The organism is Ramlibacter sp. GCM10027632 (genome assembly GCF_042675325.1).
Classification (GTDB): domain Bacteria; phylum Pseudomonadota; class Gammaproteobacteria; order Burkholderiales; family Burkholderiaceae_C; genus Ramlibacter.
This window is the reverse complement of the sequence record NZ_JBHTGW010000017.1, coordinates 1-12948: the sequence shown is the minus strand read 5'-3', so window position 1 is coordinate 12948 and position 12948 is coordinate 1. Positions and strand designations below refer to the sequence as shown.

Sequence of the window (12948 nt, the reverse complement as noted above, 5' to 3'; positions counted from 1 at the left end):
AGGTACGAGCAAGGTACAAGAGGACACACCATGTACGCATTCAACTTCGAGCAGCCCGCCAGCCTGGCCGACGCCACCCGCCTGGCCGCCGCCGGCGGCAAGCCCCTGGCCGGCGGCCAGACCCTGCTGGCCTCCATGAAGCTGCGCCTGGCCGCTCCCGAGCAGCTGGTGGACCTGGGCCGCGTCGGCGAGCTGGCCGGCATCTGCCGTGACGGCAACAACCTCGTCATCGGCGCCATGACCCGCCACGCCGAGGTCGCCGCCAGCGACGAGGTGCGCAAGGCCCTCCCGGCGCTGGCCGACCTGGCCGGCGGCATCGGCGACCGCCAGGTGCGCGCCCTGGGCACGCTGGGCGGCTCCGTCGCCAACAACGACCCGGCCGCCTGCTACCCCAGCGCGGTGCTGGGCCTGGGCGCCACCGTCATCACGAACCGGCGCCGCATCGCGGCCGACGACTTCTTCCAGGGCATGTTCACCACCGCACTGGAGGAGGGCGAGCTGATCACCGCGATCTCTTTCCCCATTCCCCAGCGCGCCGCATACCTGAAGTTCAAGCAGCCGGCCTCGCGCTTCGCGCTGATCGGCGTGTTCGTCGCGCAGACCGCGGCGGGCGTGCGCGTCGCCGTCACTGGCGGCGGCAACGGCGTGTTCCGCCATGCCGGCCTGGAGGCGGCGCTCACGAAGTCGTTCACCCCCGAGGCCGCGGCCGGCGTGAAGGTGGACGACGCCGAGCTGTCCTCCGACCTGCATGCCAGCGCCGCCTACCGCGCCAACCTGGTGGGCGTGATGACGCAACGCGCCGTCGCCAAGGCGCTGGCCTGAGGACGGTCCCCGAGGCGCGGGGTCCCGCGTGCGCCAGCAGGGCGCGGCGGCATCCTGTACCCTCGGGCGTGCCGCCGGGCCAGTCCGGCGGCGCCCCGGTGCGGGCCGTCCCGGCCCGCACCGGCCTCCCGCCCCTCCGCTCCCGCCCATGACTGCCGCGACCTCCCCCTTCGCTTCCATCGACGACCTGGCCCGCGCGCTGGAGTCGGTCGGCTACTTCGCCGACCGACGCCTGGCCACGGCCGTCTTCCTGGCCGTGCGCCTGCAGCGCCCGTTGCTGCTGGAGGGCGAGCCCGGCGTCGGCAAGACCGAGCTGGCCAAGGCCCTGTCCGCGGTCCTCGGGCGCGAGCTGCTGCGGCTGCAGTGCTACGACGGCCTGGAGCATCGCGAGGCGCTCTACGAGTGGAACTACGCCGCGCAGCTCCTGCACATGCGCGCCGCCGAGGGCAAGGCCGACCCGGCGCAGGTCGAGCGCGAGGTCTACCAGGACCGCTACCTGATTCGTCGCCCGCTGCTGCAGGCCCTGCAGGCGCCCGATCCCGGCGCGGTGCTGCTGGTCGACGAGGTCGACCGCGCCGACGAGCCCTTCGAGGCCTTCCTGCTGGAGTACCTGGGCGAGTACCAGGTCAGCATCCCCGAGCTTGGCACCATCCGCGCGCGCGCCGTGCCGGTCACCCTCCTCACCAGCAACCGCACCCGCGAGCTGAACGACGCGGTCAAGCGCCGCTGCCTGTACCACTGGCTCGATTACCCCGACCGCGAGCGCGAGCTGGCCATCGTGCGCTCGCGCGTGCCCGGCGCCAGCGAGGCGCTCTCGCGCCAGGTCGCCGATTTCGTCGGCCGCCTGCGCTCCCAGCCCTTTGCCAACGCCTTCCAGCGCGTGCCCGGCATCGCCGAGAGCGTGGAGTGGGCCAAGGCCCTGGTGGCCCTGGACACCCTGGTCGTCGACCCCGAGGTGGTGGCCGACACCGCCGGCATCCTGTTCAAGCAGCGCGAGGACGTGGCGGCGCTCACCCCCGACCTCGTCACCGAACTGCTGCAGCCCGAGGAAGGCGCCGCGGCGCCTTAGGGGGCTTCCATGCAGCTCGGCGACGCCCGCTCCGGCAAGCTGGCCGACAACCTGGCCGGCTTCGGCCGTGCCCTGCGCCGCGCCGGCGTACCGGTGGACAGCGCCCGCATCGCCCTGGCCGGCGAGGCGGCGCAGGCCGTGGGCGTGGCCAGCCGGGCCGACCTCGGCGCGGCGCTGGAGGCGGTGCTGGTCTCCCGTGAGCGTGACCGCGAGGTGTTCCGCGAGCTGTTCGACGCGTATTTCCGCGACCCGCAGGTCGCCCACAAGCTGCTGGCGCAGATGCTGCCCACCGCCGAAGGCCGGGCGGAGCCCTCGCGCCGCCGCCCCCGGGTGAACGACGCGCTCGCCCCGCCGCGCCCGCTCGCGGCGCCCGCCGCCCCGCGCCGCGACGAGGAGGTGCGCCTGGACGCGGCCATGACCGCCACCGACCTGCAGCGCCTGCGCCATGCCGACTTCGGCGCGCTGGGCGCCGCCGAGTACGCGCTGGTGGAACGCCTGGCGCGCGACATCCCGCTGCCGCTGCCCCGCACCGCCTCGCGCCGCACCCGCCCGGGCTGGCGCGGCGCGCGCCCGCACTGGGCGGGAGCCTTGCGCCGCGCCAGCCACACCGGCGGCGAGCTGCTGCAGCTGCCCCGCCTGGCCCGGCGCGAGGAGCCGCTGCCGCTGCTGGTGCTGGTGGACATCTCCGGCTCGATGGAGCGCTACGCCCGCCTGCTGCTCGCCTTCCTGCATGCCGCCACCCGCGAGCTGCGGGGCCGGCGCGACGTCTTCGCCTTCGGCACCCGGCTGACCGACCTCACGCCGGCCTTCCGCCTCGCCGACACCGACGCCATGCTCGCCGCGGCCTCCGCCGCCATCGACGACTTCGCCGGCGGCACGCGGCTGGGAGAATCGCTGGCCACGCTGCGCCGTCGCCATGCGCGCCGGCTGGTGGGCCGCCGCACCGTGGTCCTCGTCGTCAGCGACGGCCTGGACACCGGCGAGCCCGCGGACCTCGACCGCGAACTCGACTGGCTGCGCCTGCACACCCGGCGCCTGCTGTGGCTCAACCCCCTGCTGCGGTTCGACGGCTACCAGCCGCTGGCGCGCGGCGCGGCGGTGCTGCACCGGCGGGCCCACGCCATGCTGGCGGTCCACAACCTCAGCGAACTGAGACAACTGGCGGCCGGCCTCGCCGCCGTCATGAAGAACTGAAAGAAACCAGGAAGACAACACCATGGAAATGCAAGGCAGCCGCCACCTCGCCGTCTCCCAGCAGCAGGCCTGGGACGCCCTCAACGATCCCGACGTCCTCAAGGCCTGCATCCCCGGCTGCGAGCGCATGGAGGCCACGGGCGAGGGCCAGTTCGCCGTCGGCGTCGCCGTCAAGATCGGCCCCGTCGCGGCGCGCTTCGCGGGCAAGGTGGCCCTGAGCGACATCGACCCGCCCACCCGCTACACCCTGAGCTTCGACGGCCAGGGCGGCGCCGCCGGCTTCGGCAAGGGCCAGTCCCAGGTCTCCCTGGCGGCGGCGGCCGACGGCCGCGGCTGCGACCTCACGTACACCGTGAACGCCCAGGTCGGCGGCAAGATCGCGCAGATGGGGCAGCGCCTGATCGATGGCGTGGCCAAGTCCATGGCGGAGGATTTCTTCAAGCGCTTCGACGCGGCCATGCAGCAGCGCCATCCCGAGGCCTACGCCGCCGAGGCCGAAGCCGTGGCCGGTGCAGCCGCCGCCGCCGGGGCGCCGGCTCCTGCCGCCCCCCCCGAGGGCTCGGGCGCCGCGATCCCCGCCTGGCTCTGGGGCGCCGGCGCGGTCATCGTCGCCGCGGCGGTGTTCCTCCTCACCCGCTGAAGGGGCCGCGATGGAAAACCTCGACGTCATGGTGCTGCGCACGCTGCGTGACTGGCGCGGCGCCGGCAAGCGCGCGATGCTGGTCACGGTGGTGCGTACCTGGGGCTCCTCGCCGCGCCCGGTCGGCTCCATCATGGCCCTGTGCGAAGACGGCTCGGTGGTCGGCTCCGTCTCCGGCGGCTGCATCGAGGACGACCTGATCTACCGCCACACCCAGGCCTACGCCGGCAAGGAGCCGGGCCACACCATCCCGAGCGGGGCGCCGGGCTTCGTCAAGTACGGCATCACCGCCGACGAGGCCCACCGCTTCGGCCTGCCCTGCGGCGGCACCCTGGAACTGCTGCTGGAGTACGACCCCGACGCCGCCTCGCTCGCCGAGCTGGTGGCCCTGCTCGAGTCCGGCCGCCTCGTGCGCCGGCGCACCCGCCTGGCCGACGGCGCCGTCACCCTGGAGCCCGCGCCCGCGCCGGCCGACCTCGCGGTTTCGGACACGGAGCTGGCCAACACCTTCGGCCCGGAGTACCGCATGCTCCTGATTGGCGCCGGCCAGCTCACCGAGTACCTGGCCACCATGGCGCTTTTCAGCGGCTTCGCGGTCACCGTCTGCGACCCGCGCGAGGAGTACCGCGGCGGCTGGCACGTGGCCGGCGTCCAGCTGGTGTCCGACATGCCGGACGACGTCGTCACCGCCTTCAAGCCCGACGCGCGCAGCTGCGTCGTGGCCCTCACGCACGACCCCAAGCTCGACGACCTGGCCCTGCTCGAGGCGCTGGGGACCGACGCCTTCTACGTCGGCGCCATCGGCAGCCGCCGCAATAACGACGCGCGCCGCCAGCGCATGATCGAGCACTTCGGCCAGACCGAGGCCTCGCTCGCGCGCCTGCGCGGCCCCATCGGCATCTACATCGGCAGCAAGACCCCGCCGGAGATCGCGGTCAGCGTGATGGCGGAGATCCTCGCGGTGAAGAACGGCGTCACCCTGCCGCGCGACATGGAAGTGGCCCAGGCCAAGAACAAGGCCGAGCCCGCGGCGGCGCCGGCCGACGCCTTCGCCTGCGGGATCCCGCGTCCCTGAGGCGTCGCCCGGCCCAGCCCGAAAGCCAAAGGCCACCCGAGGGTGGCCTTTGGCTTGGTGCACCCGCGCGGGGCGCGGGTGCGCAGGGGCGGCTTACTTGAGGTAGGCGTCCACCAGCTGCTTGCCCTCCGGGCCGGCCTTCTCCAGCCACTCCTTGAGCATCACGTCGCCCACCTTCTTCATGTCGGCCTTGAGCTGGGCCGACGGCGGCACGATCTGCATGCCGTTGGCCTTGAGCTTGTCCAGCGTGTCGGTGTTCACGCGCCGGCTGGCGGCCCAGCCTCGGGCCTCGGCGTCGGCGGCGGCCTTGAGCACGGCGTCCTGCGTGGGCTTGTCCAGCGCGTCGAAGGCGCGCTTGTTCACGATCACCGCGTTCTTCGGCAGCCAGGCCTGGGTGTCGTAGAAGTACTTCAGGTGCTCGTAGGTCTTGGTGTCGAAGCCGGTGGAGCCGGAGGACATGTACGAGTCCACCACGCCGGTGGCCATGGCCTGCGAGAGCTCGGCGGCCTGCACCGTCACCGGCACCGCGTTCACCAGTTCGGCGATGCGGGCGGTGGCCGGGCTGTAGGCGCGCCACTTCAGGCCCTTCATGTCGGCGCCGGAGGCGATCGGGCGCTTGGTGTAGATGCCCTGCGGCGGCCACGCCACCGAGTACAGCACCGCCATGCCCTGCTCGCCGAGCTTCTTGTCCAGGAGCGGCTTCTGCGCGCGGTACAGCTTCATCGCCTCGTCGTAGCTGTCGGCCAGGAACGGCAGGCCGTCGGCGCCGAAGATCTGCCACTCGTTCTGGTAGGCCACCAGCAGGATCTCGCCGATCTGCGCCTGGCCGCCCTGCACCGCGCGCTTGATCTCGTTGGCCTTGAACAGCGAGGCGTTGGGGTGCACCGTGATCTTGAGCTTGCCGCCGGTGGCCTTGTCCACCTCGTTGGCGAACTGCACCAGGTTCTCGGTGTGGAAGTTGCCGGCGGGGTAGGCCGCGGGCAGGTCCCACTTGGTCTGGGCGAAGGCCTGGCCGGCCAGGGCGAGGGCGGCGACGGAAAACGCGAGTTTCAATTTCATCAGTGCTCCGGATCGGTGCGGAAAAGTATCGGGGTCCGGGCGTCATGCAACCCCCGGGCCAGCGTGCGCGAGTCGCGTCACGCTTGAGATGTTAGGGTGTGCGGCATGCGCGGTCCATGTCGTGCTTTGGTGTTCAGTCTGATCAGTGCCTGCGGCGCCCTGGTGCGCGCGCAACCGGCGCTGCTGCCGGCGCTCGCCCCGGTGCATGCCGCCGGCTGCGAGGGCCGTCCCGGCGTGGCCACGCCCTGGCGGCAGCCCGCGGCCCTGGCCGAGGCGGCGCGCCGCATGGCGCGGGGCGTGCCCGCGGCCCAGGCAGCTCGCCAGGCCGGCTACCGCGCCACGACGCTGTTCCAGGTGACCTTCCGCGGCTACCGCGACACCGCGGCCATGGCCCGGGCCGCGGCCTCGCGCTATTGCGCGGCGCTGACCGACCCGCGCCTGGGCGACGCGGCGGTCCACCAGGAGGGCGACACCACCTGGCTGGTGCTCGCCGCGCCCTTCGCGCCGCCCGCCCCACAGGACGCGCCCGCGGTGGCCGCCGAGGTGCTGCGTCTCGTGAATGAGGCGCGCGCGCGCCCGCGCCGCTGCGGCGATCGCCCGTTCGACGCCGCGCCGCCGCTGGCGCCGGACGCCACGCTGGACCGTGCCGCCGCCGGCCACGCACAGGACATGGCGCGCCACAGCTACCTGGAACATCGGGGCCGCGACGGCAGCCACGCGAGCGAACGCGCCACGCGCGCGGGCTACCGCTGGCGCGCGGTCGGCGAGAACCTGGCCTCCGGCCCGACCAGCGCGCGCGAGGTGGTGCAGGGCTGGCTGGCCAGCCCTGGCCACTGCGCCAACCTGATGCAGCCGGCCTTCACCGAGATGGGCCTGGCCTACGCGGTGGACCTGGACAGCGAGGCCGGCATCTACTGGGCACAGGTGCTGGCGCGCCCGCGCTGAGTCGGCCTCAGCCCTTGGACTGACCCATCACCAGGTCCGGCAGCCAGGTCACGACCTGCGGAAAGACGGTGATCAGCGCGATGCACACCACCAGGCACAGGAAGAAGGGGATCGCCGCCCGCGCGATGGTGTTGCTGTCCTTGCCCGTCATGTTCTGGAGCACGAACAGGTTGAATCCCACCGGTGGCGTGACCTCGGCAATCTCCACCAGCAGCACGATGAAGATGCCGAACCAGACCAGGTCGAAACCCGCCTTCTGCACCATCGGCAGCACCACGGCGGACGTCAGCACGATCATGCTGATGCCGTCCAGCGCGGTGCCCAGGACCAGGTAGACGACCACCAGGCAGGCGATCAGGCCCACCGGCGACAGCTGCAGGCTGTTCACCCACTCGGCCAGCTCGCGCGGCACGCCGGTGAAGGCCATGGTCTTGGTCAGGAAGGCGGCACCGGCCAGGATGAACATGATCATGCAGCTGGTTCGCGTGGCCCCCATCAGGCCGTCCCAGAAGTTCTGCCAGCTCAGGGATCGGCCCCAGGCTGCGATCGCCAGCGAGCCCACCACGCCGTAGGCGGCGCACTCGGTGGCCGTGGCGACGCCGGCGACCAGCACCCACACGATGAACACGATCAGCGCCGAGCAGGGGATCAGGTTGCCGCTCTTGCGAAGCTTCTGCGCGAAGCTCGAGGGCGCGTCGGCCGGCGGCACCTTGTCCGGGTTGCGGATCGACCACCAGGCGATGTACCCCATGAACAGCGCCATCAGCAGCGCGCCCGGGATGAATCCGGCCAGGAAGATGCGGATGATCGAGGCGTCCGCCGCGACCGCATACACCACCATCGTGATCGAGGGCGGGATCAGGATGCCCAGCGTGCCGGCGGTGGCCAGCGAGCCCAGGGCCAGTCGCTCGTCGTAGCCGCGCTTCTTCAGCTCGGGCAGGGCCACCTTGGCGATCGTCGCGCAGGTCGCGGCCGACGAGCCCGACACCGAGCCGAAAATTCCGCAGCCCAGGATGGTGGTGTGCATCAGCCGTCCCGGCACCCGGTTCAGCCAGGGCCGCAGGCCCTCGAACATCTCCTCGGACAGCCTGGTGCGGAACAGGATCTCCCCCATCCAGATGAACAGGGGCAGGGCGGCCAGCTCCCAGGAAGCATTGCTTTCCCAGAAGGCGGAGAACAGGTTCTTGCCCGGTTGCGTGCTGGTGAAGAAGGCCTGGCCGACCCACCCGCAGATGGCGAGGGTCATGGCGATCCACACGCCGCCTGCCAGGAGCAGCAGCATGACCACCAGCAGGAACAGTCCGATCGCGAGCGTTTCCATGGGGCGCTCCTGCTCAGACGTCCGACGAGAAATCGCCGTGGGCGTGGCGTTCCTCCACCGCCACCACGAAGCTCGGGCGCTGCCCGCGCAGCACGATGACCAGCTCGTCGACCATCGCCAGCAGGAACAGCCAGGCGCCGAGCACGAAGGTGGTCTGCGGAATCCACAGCGGGATCGCCAGCAGGCCGTTCGCCATGTCGTTGAATTCGTAGCTCTCCCAGGCGAAGCGGGTGGCCCAGTAGGCCAGGTAGCCGATGGCCGCCGTGCCGATGCACAGGCAGCCGGCCTCGAACCCCTGGCGCAGGCTTGCCGGCATCCGCTCCAGCAGCAGCGTCACCCGCACGAAGTCGCCATGCTTGAAGGCGTGGGCCATCGCCAGGAAGGCCGATGCGGCGCACAGCCAGGCCACGACGTCGTTGGTCGCGCCGGTGCGCACGCCGAACTCGCGCAGGATGCTCTGGCCCACCATCAGTACGGCGATCGCCAGCACGCACAGCGCGGCCAGCCGTCCGGCCAGCAGGAAGAGGAAGTCGAGTGTTTTTCTCATGTTGAACTGGAAGATCGGTCCCGGTCATTCTGACGCGGCAGCACCGTGGTTTTCCTCAAGCACACCCCGGGCCAACCCCAATATAAAAAGCGGCTAAATTGCCTGGGCACGGCTGATGCTTGGCACGCCGGACCCTCCCAGTGAACACGAAAGGATGTATGAGCCAAGGTGAACACGCCGCCGTCGCCACGGGCGCGGCTCGCTGGCAGTTCTGGATCGATCGCGGCGGCACGTTCACGGACATCGTGGCCCGTCGCCCCGATGGCGGCCTCGTCACGCACAAGCTGCTGTCCGAGAACCCCGAGCAGTACGCCGACGCCGCCGTCGCCGGCATCCGCCACCTGCTGGGCCTGGCCGCCGGCGAGCCGATCACGCCCCAGCGGGTCGAGTGCGTGAAGATGGGAACCACGGTCGCCACCAACGCGCTGCTCGAACGCAAGGGCGAGCCCACGCTCCTGGTCACCACCCGGGGCTTCCGTGACGCGCTGCGCATCGCCTACCAGAACCGTCCCCGCCTGTTCGACCGGCGCATCGTCCTGCCCGAGCTGCTCTACGCCGAGGTCGTCGAGGCTGCCGAGCGCATGGGCGCGCATGGCGACTGCATCGAGCCGCTGGACGAGGACCGCCTGCGCGCCGACCTGCAGGCCGCCCATGCCCGGGGCCTGCGCAGCGTGGCCATCGTCTTCATGCATGGCTGGCGCTACACCGCCCACGAACAGGCCGCGGCCCGCCTCGCGCGGGAGGCCGGCTTCACCCAGGTCAGCACATCGCACCAGACCAGCCCGATGATGAAGTTCGTCAGCCGGGGCGACACCACCGTGGTCGATGCCTACCTGTCACCCATCCTGCGCCGCTACGTCGACCAGGTGGCGCGCGAGATGCCGGGCGTGCGCATCTTCTTCATGCAATCCTCCGGCGGCCTCACCGACGCCGGCGCCTTCCAGGGCAAGGACGCCATCCTCTCGGGCCCGGCCGGCGGCATCGTCGGCATGGCGCGCACCGCGGCCCTGGCGGGCCATGGGCATGTCATCGGCTTCGACATGGGAGGTACCTCCACCGACGTCTCGCACTACGCGGGTGAATTCGAGCGCGAGTTCGAGACCCAGGTGGCCGGCGTGCGCATGCGCGCACCGATGATGAGCATCCACACGGTGGCGGCGGGCGGCGGCTCCATCCTGGAGTTCGACGGCGCGCGGTTCCGCGTCGGCCCGCACAGCGCCGGCGCGAACCCGGGCCCGGCGAGCTACCGCCGCGGCGGGCCGCTGGCGGTCACCGATGCCAACGTCCTGGTCGGCAAGATCCAGCCCGCGTACTTTCCGCGCGTCTTCGGCCCGGGGGGCGACCTGCCCCTGGGCGTGGAGGTGGTGCGCGAGAAGTTCGGCGAGCTGGCGGCGCGCAGCGGCCGCAGCGCGGAGGAGGTCGCCGAGGGCTTCATCGCCATCGCCGTGCAGCAGATGGCCAACGCCATCAAGAAGATATCGGTGGCCCGCGGCTATGACGTCACCCGCTACACGCTCCAGTGCTTTGGCGGTGCGGGCGGGCAGCATGCCTGCCTGGTGGCCGACGCCCTGGGCATGAACCGAGTCTTCGTCCACCCGCTCGCGGGCGTGCTCTCGGCCTATGGCATGGGCCTGGCCGACCAGAGCCTGATCCGCGAACAGGCCGTCGAACTGCTCCTGGCCGCTGAGGCCCTGCCCGCCATCGGCGAGCGGCTCGATGCGCTGGCCGCCGCCGCCCGCGCCGACCTCGTGCGCCAGCAGGTCGGTGCCGGGGCGCTGCAGATCCATCGGCGTGTCCATGTCCGATACCAGGGGACCGACTCGGCGCTGGTCGTGCCGCACGGGGACCTGGACGCCCTGGTGGCCGGCTTCGAGGCCGCCTACCTGCGCCGGTTCGCCTTCCTCATGAAGGGCAAGCCGCTGGTGGTCGAGGCGGTCTCCGTGGAGGCCGTGGTCGCGGGTGACGCACCCGCCGAGCCGCGCCTGCCGCTGCAGCCCGAACGCCTTGTACCGCGCCGCGAGACCGTACGCATGTACTCGGGCGGCGCCTGGCATGAGGCGGCCCTGGTCGTGAGGGAGGACCTGCGTCCCGGCGACCGCCTCCCGGGGCCGGCGATCATTGCGGAACGGAATGCCACCACCGTGGTCGAGCCCGGCTGGGAGGCCGCGATCACCGACCTGGACCACATCGTGCTGGAGCGCCGAACCCCGCGAGCCTTGCGCTTCGCCGCCGGCACCACGGTGGACCCGATCCTGCTCGAGGTGTTCAACAACCTGTTCATGAACATCGCCGAGCAGATGGGCCTGCAGCTGCAGAACACCGCCTACTCGGTCAACATTAAGGAGCGCCTGGACTTTTCATGTGCCCTGTTTGACGCCGAGGGCAACCTGATTGCCAACGCCCCGCACATGCCGGTGCACCTGGGCTCCATGGGCGAGAGCATCAAGACGGTGATCCGCGACAACGCGGGCCGCATGGCGCCCGGCGACGTCTATGTCCTCAATGACCCCTACCACGGCGGCACCCACCTGCCCGACGTGACGGTCATTACGCCTGTCTACATGGAGGGAGGGGCGGGCGAGGGCGCGTCCCAGGGGCGGCCCCTGTTCTATGTCGGCAGCCGTGGCCATCATGCCGACATCGGCGGCACCACTCCCGGCTCGATGCCCCCGTTCTCCACCACCATCGAGGAGGAGGGCGTCCAGATCCAGAACTTCAAGCTGGTCGACCGGGGCGTGCTGCGTGAGGCCGAGATCCTGGCGCTCCTGGCCTCGGGCCGCCACCCGAGCCGGAACCCGCAGCAGAACCTGGCCGACCTCAAGGCCCAGATCGCGGCCAACGAGAAGGGGGTCCAGGAGCTGCGCAAGATGGTCGGGCAGTTCGGCCTGGAGGTCGTCCAGGCCTACATGGGCCATGTTCAGGACAACGCCGAAGAGTCGGTCCGCCGCGTCATCACCCGGCTGAAGGACGGCTGTTTCACGCTTCCCCTGGACAACGGCGCGCAGATCCGGGTGGCGATCCGGGTCGATGCCGCGGCGCGCGCCGCGGAAATCGACTTCACCGGCACCTCGCCCCAGCAGACGAACAACTTCAATGCACCCACCGCGGTGTGCATGGCTGCCGTTCTCTATGTGTTCCGGACCCTGGTGGACGACGACATTCCCCTGAATGCCGGCTGCCTCAAGCCCCTGAAGGTCATCATCCCGCCGGGTTCGATGCTGAACCCGGCCCCGCCCGCCTCGGTCGTGGCGGGCAACGTCGAGACCTCGACCTGCATCACCAATGCCTTGTACGGTGCGCTGGGCGCCATGGCTGCCAGCCAGTGCACGATGAACAACTTCACCTTCGGCAATGAGCGTCACCAGTACTACGAGACCATCTCGGGCGGCAGCGGCGCCGGGGATGGCTTCGACGGCACCAGCGTCGTCCAGACCCATATGACCAATTCGCGGCTCACCGATCCCGAGGTCCTGGAGTTCCGCTTCCCGGTCCGCCTGGAGAGCTACGCAATCCGGGAGGGTTCGGGCGGGGCCGGGCGGTGGAAGGGCGGAAACGGCGGTGTACGCCGGATCCGCTTCCTTGAACCCATGACGGCCAGCATCCTTTCGAATGGGCGCATCCACGGTGCCTTCGGCATGGCGGGAGGCGGTGAGGGCGCGGTCGGCATCAACCGGGTGGTACGGGCGGACGGTGGCGTACAATCATTGCCTCACATCGGCCAGGTGCCGATGGCACCTGGCGACATCTTCGAGATCCACACGCCCGGCGGCGGAGGCTTCGGTCACTGACCGGGTCGCCTCTCCAACGGGAAAATTTGTGCCATAATCGAGGGCTTCGCTGATTGCGGCGCTTGTTTCCAAGGAGGCGGCGCTGCGGGTGGTGGAGGAAGTCCCTGACTTCTGGGTGGCTCGAAGAAATCATCAGAAATTTTCGAGTTGCTCGCCGAAGATGAAAAAATTCGGTATAGAATGGAGGGCTTCGCTGATCGCGGCGCTGAGTTGGAGACGACGAGGCGAACGAGGTTGGCGGGTGGCGAGTCTGGTCGGTAGCGACGAGGCAAGCGACGAAGAAAAGTTTGCCGGTTCTTAAAAAATCGTGCTAGAATTCAAGGCTTCGCTGATCGCAGCGAAAGCGGCAAGAAAGAAGCAAGTTGCTTTGATTTTGCGAAGTGTTCGTTAACAACACACAGCCGATAAGCGTGGGCGTTTGAGTGGCAAGACGATTGCCAAGTTCTTCGGAACTATCAAACGCTCATAAGAAAAGAAGTGAAGTTCAC

Annotated in this window: 10 protein-coding genes; 7 read left to right on the top strand and 3 right to left on the bottom strand. The window is 70.4% G+C overall.

What is annotated here, in order from left to right; all coding sequences use genetic code 11:
* The first annotated feature begins 30 nt into the window (after window positions 1–30).
* The 5 genes from ACFQZY_RS18775 (at window position 31) to ACFQZY_RS18755 (ending at window position 4800) form a co-directional block, all read left to right on the top strand.
* A complete protein-coding gene (locus ACFQZY_RS18775) occupies window positions 31–822 on the top strand; it encodes an FAD binding domain-containing protein (RefSeq protein ID WP_377418953.1) in 792 nt (263 codons plus the stop codon).
* A 148-nt stretch (window positions 823–970) separates the two neighbouring features.
* Complete coding sequence (locus tag ACFQZY_RS18770) at window positions 971–1891, top strand: AAA family ATPase (RefSeq protein WP_377418950.1); 921 nt, start codon at window positions 971–973, stop codon at window positions 1889–1891.
* 9 nt (window positions 1892–1900) lie between these two features.
* A complete protein-coding gene (locus ACFQZY_RS18765) occupies window positions 1901–3085 on the top strand; it encodes a VWA domain-containing protein (RefSeq protein ID WP_377418947.1) in 1185 nt (394 codons plus the stop codon).
* A gap of 22 nt (window positions 3086–3107) precedes the next feature.
* The gene (locus tag ACFQZY_RS18760) at window positions 3108–3725 is read left to right on the top strand and encodes a CoxG family protein (RefSeq protein ID WP_377418945.1); all 618 of its coding nucleotides are present in this window, start codon (window positions 3108–3110) and stop codon (window positions 3723–3725) included.
* 10 nt (window positions 3726–3735) lie between these two features.
* The gene (locus ACFQZY_RS18755; protein ID WP_377418942.1) at window positions 3736–4800 is read left to right on the top strand and encodes an XdhC family protein; all 1065 of its coding nucleotides are present in this window, start codon (window positions 3736–3738) and stop codon (window positions 4798–4800) included.
* 93 nt (window positions 4801–4893) lie between these two features.
* On the opposite strand, the gene ACFQZY_RS18750 is transcribed toward ACFQZY_RS18755, so the two are convergent.
* The gene (locus ACFQZY_RS18750; RefSeq protein ID WP_377418939.1) at window positions 4894–5859 is read right to left on the bottom strand and encodes a TRAP transporter substrate-binding protein; all 966 of its coding nucleotides are present in this window, start codon (window positions 5857–5859) and stop codon (window positions 4894–4896) included.
* Between the two features lie 129 nt (window positions 5860–5988).
* Here ACFQZY_RS18750 and ACFQZY_RS18745 point away from each other — a divergent pair, with 129 nt between their 5' ends.
* Window positions 5989–6804, top strand: a complete 816-nt coding sequence (locus tag ACFQZY_RS18745) for a CAP domain-containing protein (protein ID WP_377418936.1) — start codon at window positions 5989–5991, stop codon at window positions 6802–6804.
* 7 nt (window positions 6805–6811) lie between these two features.
* On the opposite strand, the gene ACFQZY_RS18740 is transcribed toward ACFQZY_RS18745, so the two are convergent.
* Together ACFQZY_RS18740 and ACFQZY_RS18735 are read right to left on the bottom strand one after the other, a co-directional pair.
* Window positions 6812–8125 carry a TRAP transporter large permease gene (locus ACFQZY_RS18740; RefSeq protein WP_377418933.1) on the bottom strand — a complete coding sequence of 438 codons (1314 nt, stop codon included), beginning with the start codon at window positions 8123–8125 and terminating at the stop codon, window positions 6812–6814.
* A 13-nt stretch (window positions 8126–8138) separates the two neighbouring features.
* On the bottom strand, window positions 8139–8672 hold the full coding sequence (locus tag ACFQZY_RS18735) for a TRAP transporter small permease (RefSeq protein ID WP_377418931.1): 534 nt from the start codon (window positions 8670–8672) through the stop codon (window positions 8139–8141).
* Window positions 8673–8830: 158 nt separating this feature from the next.
* Here ACFQZY_RS18735 and ACFQZY_RS18730 point away from each other — a divergent pair, with 158 nt between their 5' ends.
* The gene (locus ACFQZY_RS18730; RefSeq protein ID WP_377418928.1) at window positions 8831–12460 is read left to right on the top strand and encodes a hydantoinase B/oxoprolinase family protein; all 3630 of its coding nucleotides are present in this window, start codon (window positions 8831–8833) and stop codon (window positions 12458–12460) included.
* Window positions 12461–12948 lie beyond the last annotated feature (488 nt).

What these genes read in the sequence shown, in the direction of transcription:
- ACFQZY_RS18735 (WP_377418931.1), bottom strand. Translation starts at nt 8,672, where the DNA reads ATGAGAAAAACACTCGACTTCCTCTTCCTGCTGGCCGGACGGCTGGCC.
- ACFQZY_RS18740 (WP_377418933.1), bottom strand. Translation starts at nt 8,125, where the DNA reads ATGGAAACGCTCGCGATCGGACTGTTCCTGCTGGTGGTCATGCTGCTG.
- ACFQZY_RS18750 (WP_377418939.1), bottom strand. Translation starts at nt 5,859, where the DNA reads ATGAAATTGAAACTCGCGTTTTCCGTCGCCGCCCTCGCCCTGGCCGGC.
- ACFQZY_RS18760 (WP_377418945.1), top strand. Translation starts at nt 3,108, where the DNA reads ATGGAAATGCAAGGCAGCCGCCACCTCGCCGTCTCCCAGCAGCAGGCC.
- ACFQZY_RS18765 (WP_377418947.1), top strand. Translation starts at nt 1,901, where the DNA reads ATGCAGCTCGGCGACGCCCGCTCCGGCAAGCTGGCCGACAACCTGGCC.
- ACFQZY_RS18730 (WP_377418928.1), top strand. Translation starts at nt 8,831, where the DNA reads ATGAGCCAAGGTGAACACGCCGCCGTCGCCACGGGCGCGGCTCGCTGG.
- ACFQZY_RS18770 (WP_377418950.1), top strand. Translation starts at nt 971, where the DNA reads ATGACTGCCGCGACCTCCCCCTTCGCTTCCATCGACGACCTGGCCCGC.
- ACFQZY_RS18775 (WP_377418953.1), top strand. Translation starts at nt 31, where the DNA reads ATGTACGCATTCAACTTCGAGCAGCCCGCCAGCCTGGCCGACGCCACC.
- ACFQZY_RS18755 (WP_377418942.1), top strand. Translation starts at nt 3,736, where the DNA reads ATGGAAAACCTCGACGTCATGGTGCTGCGCACGCTGCGTGACTGGCGC.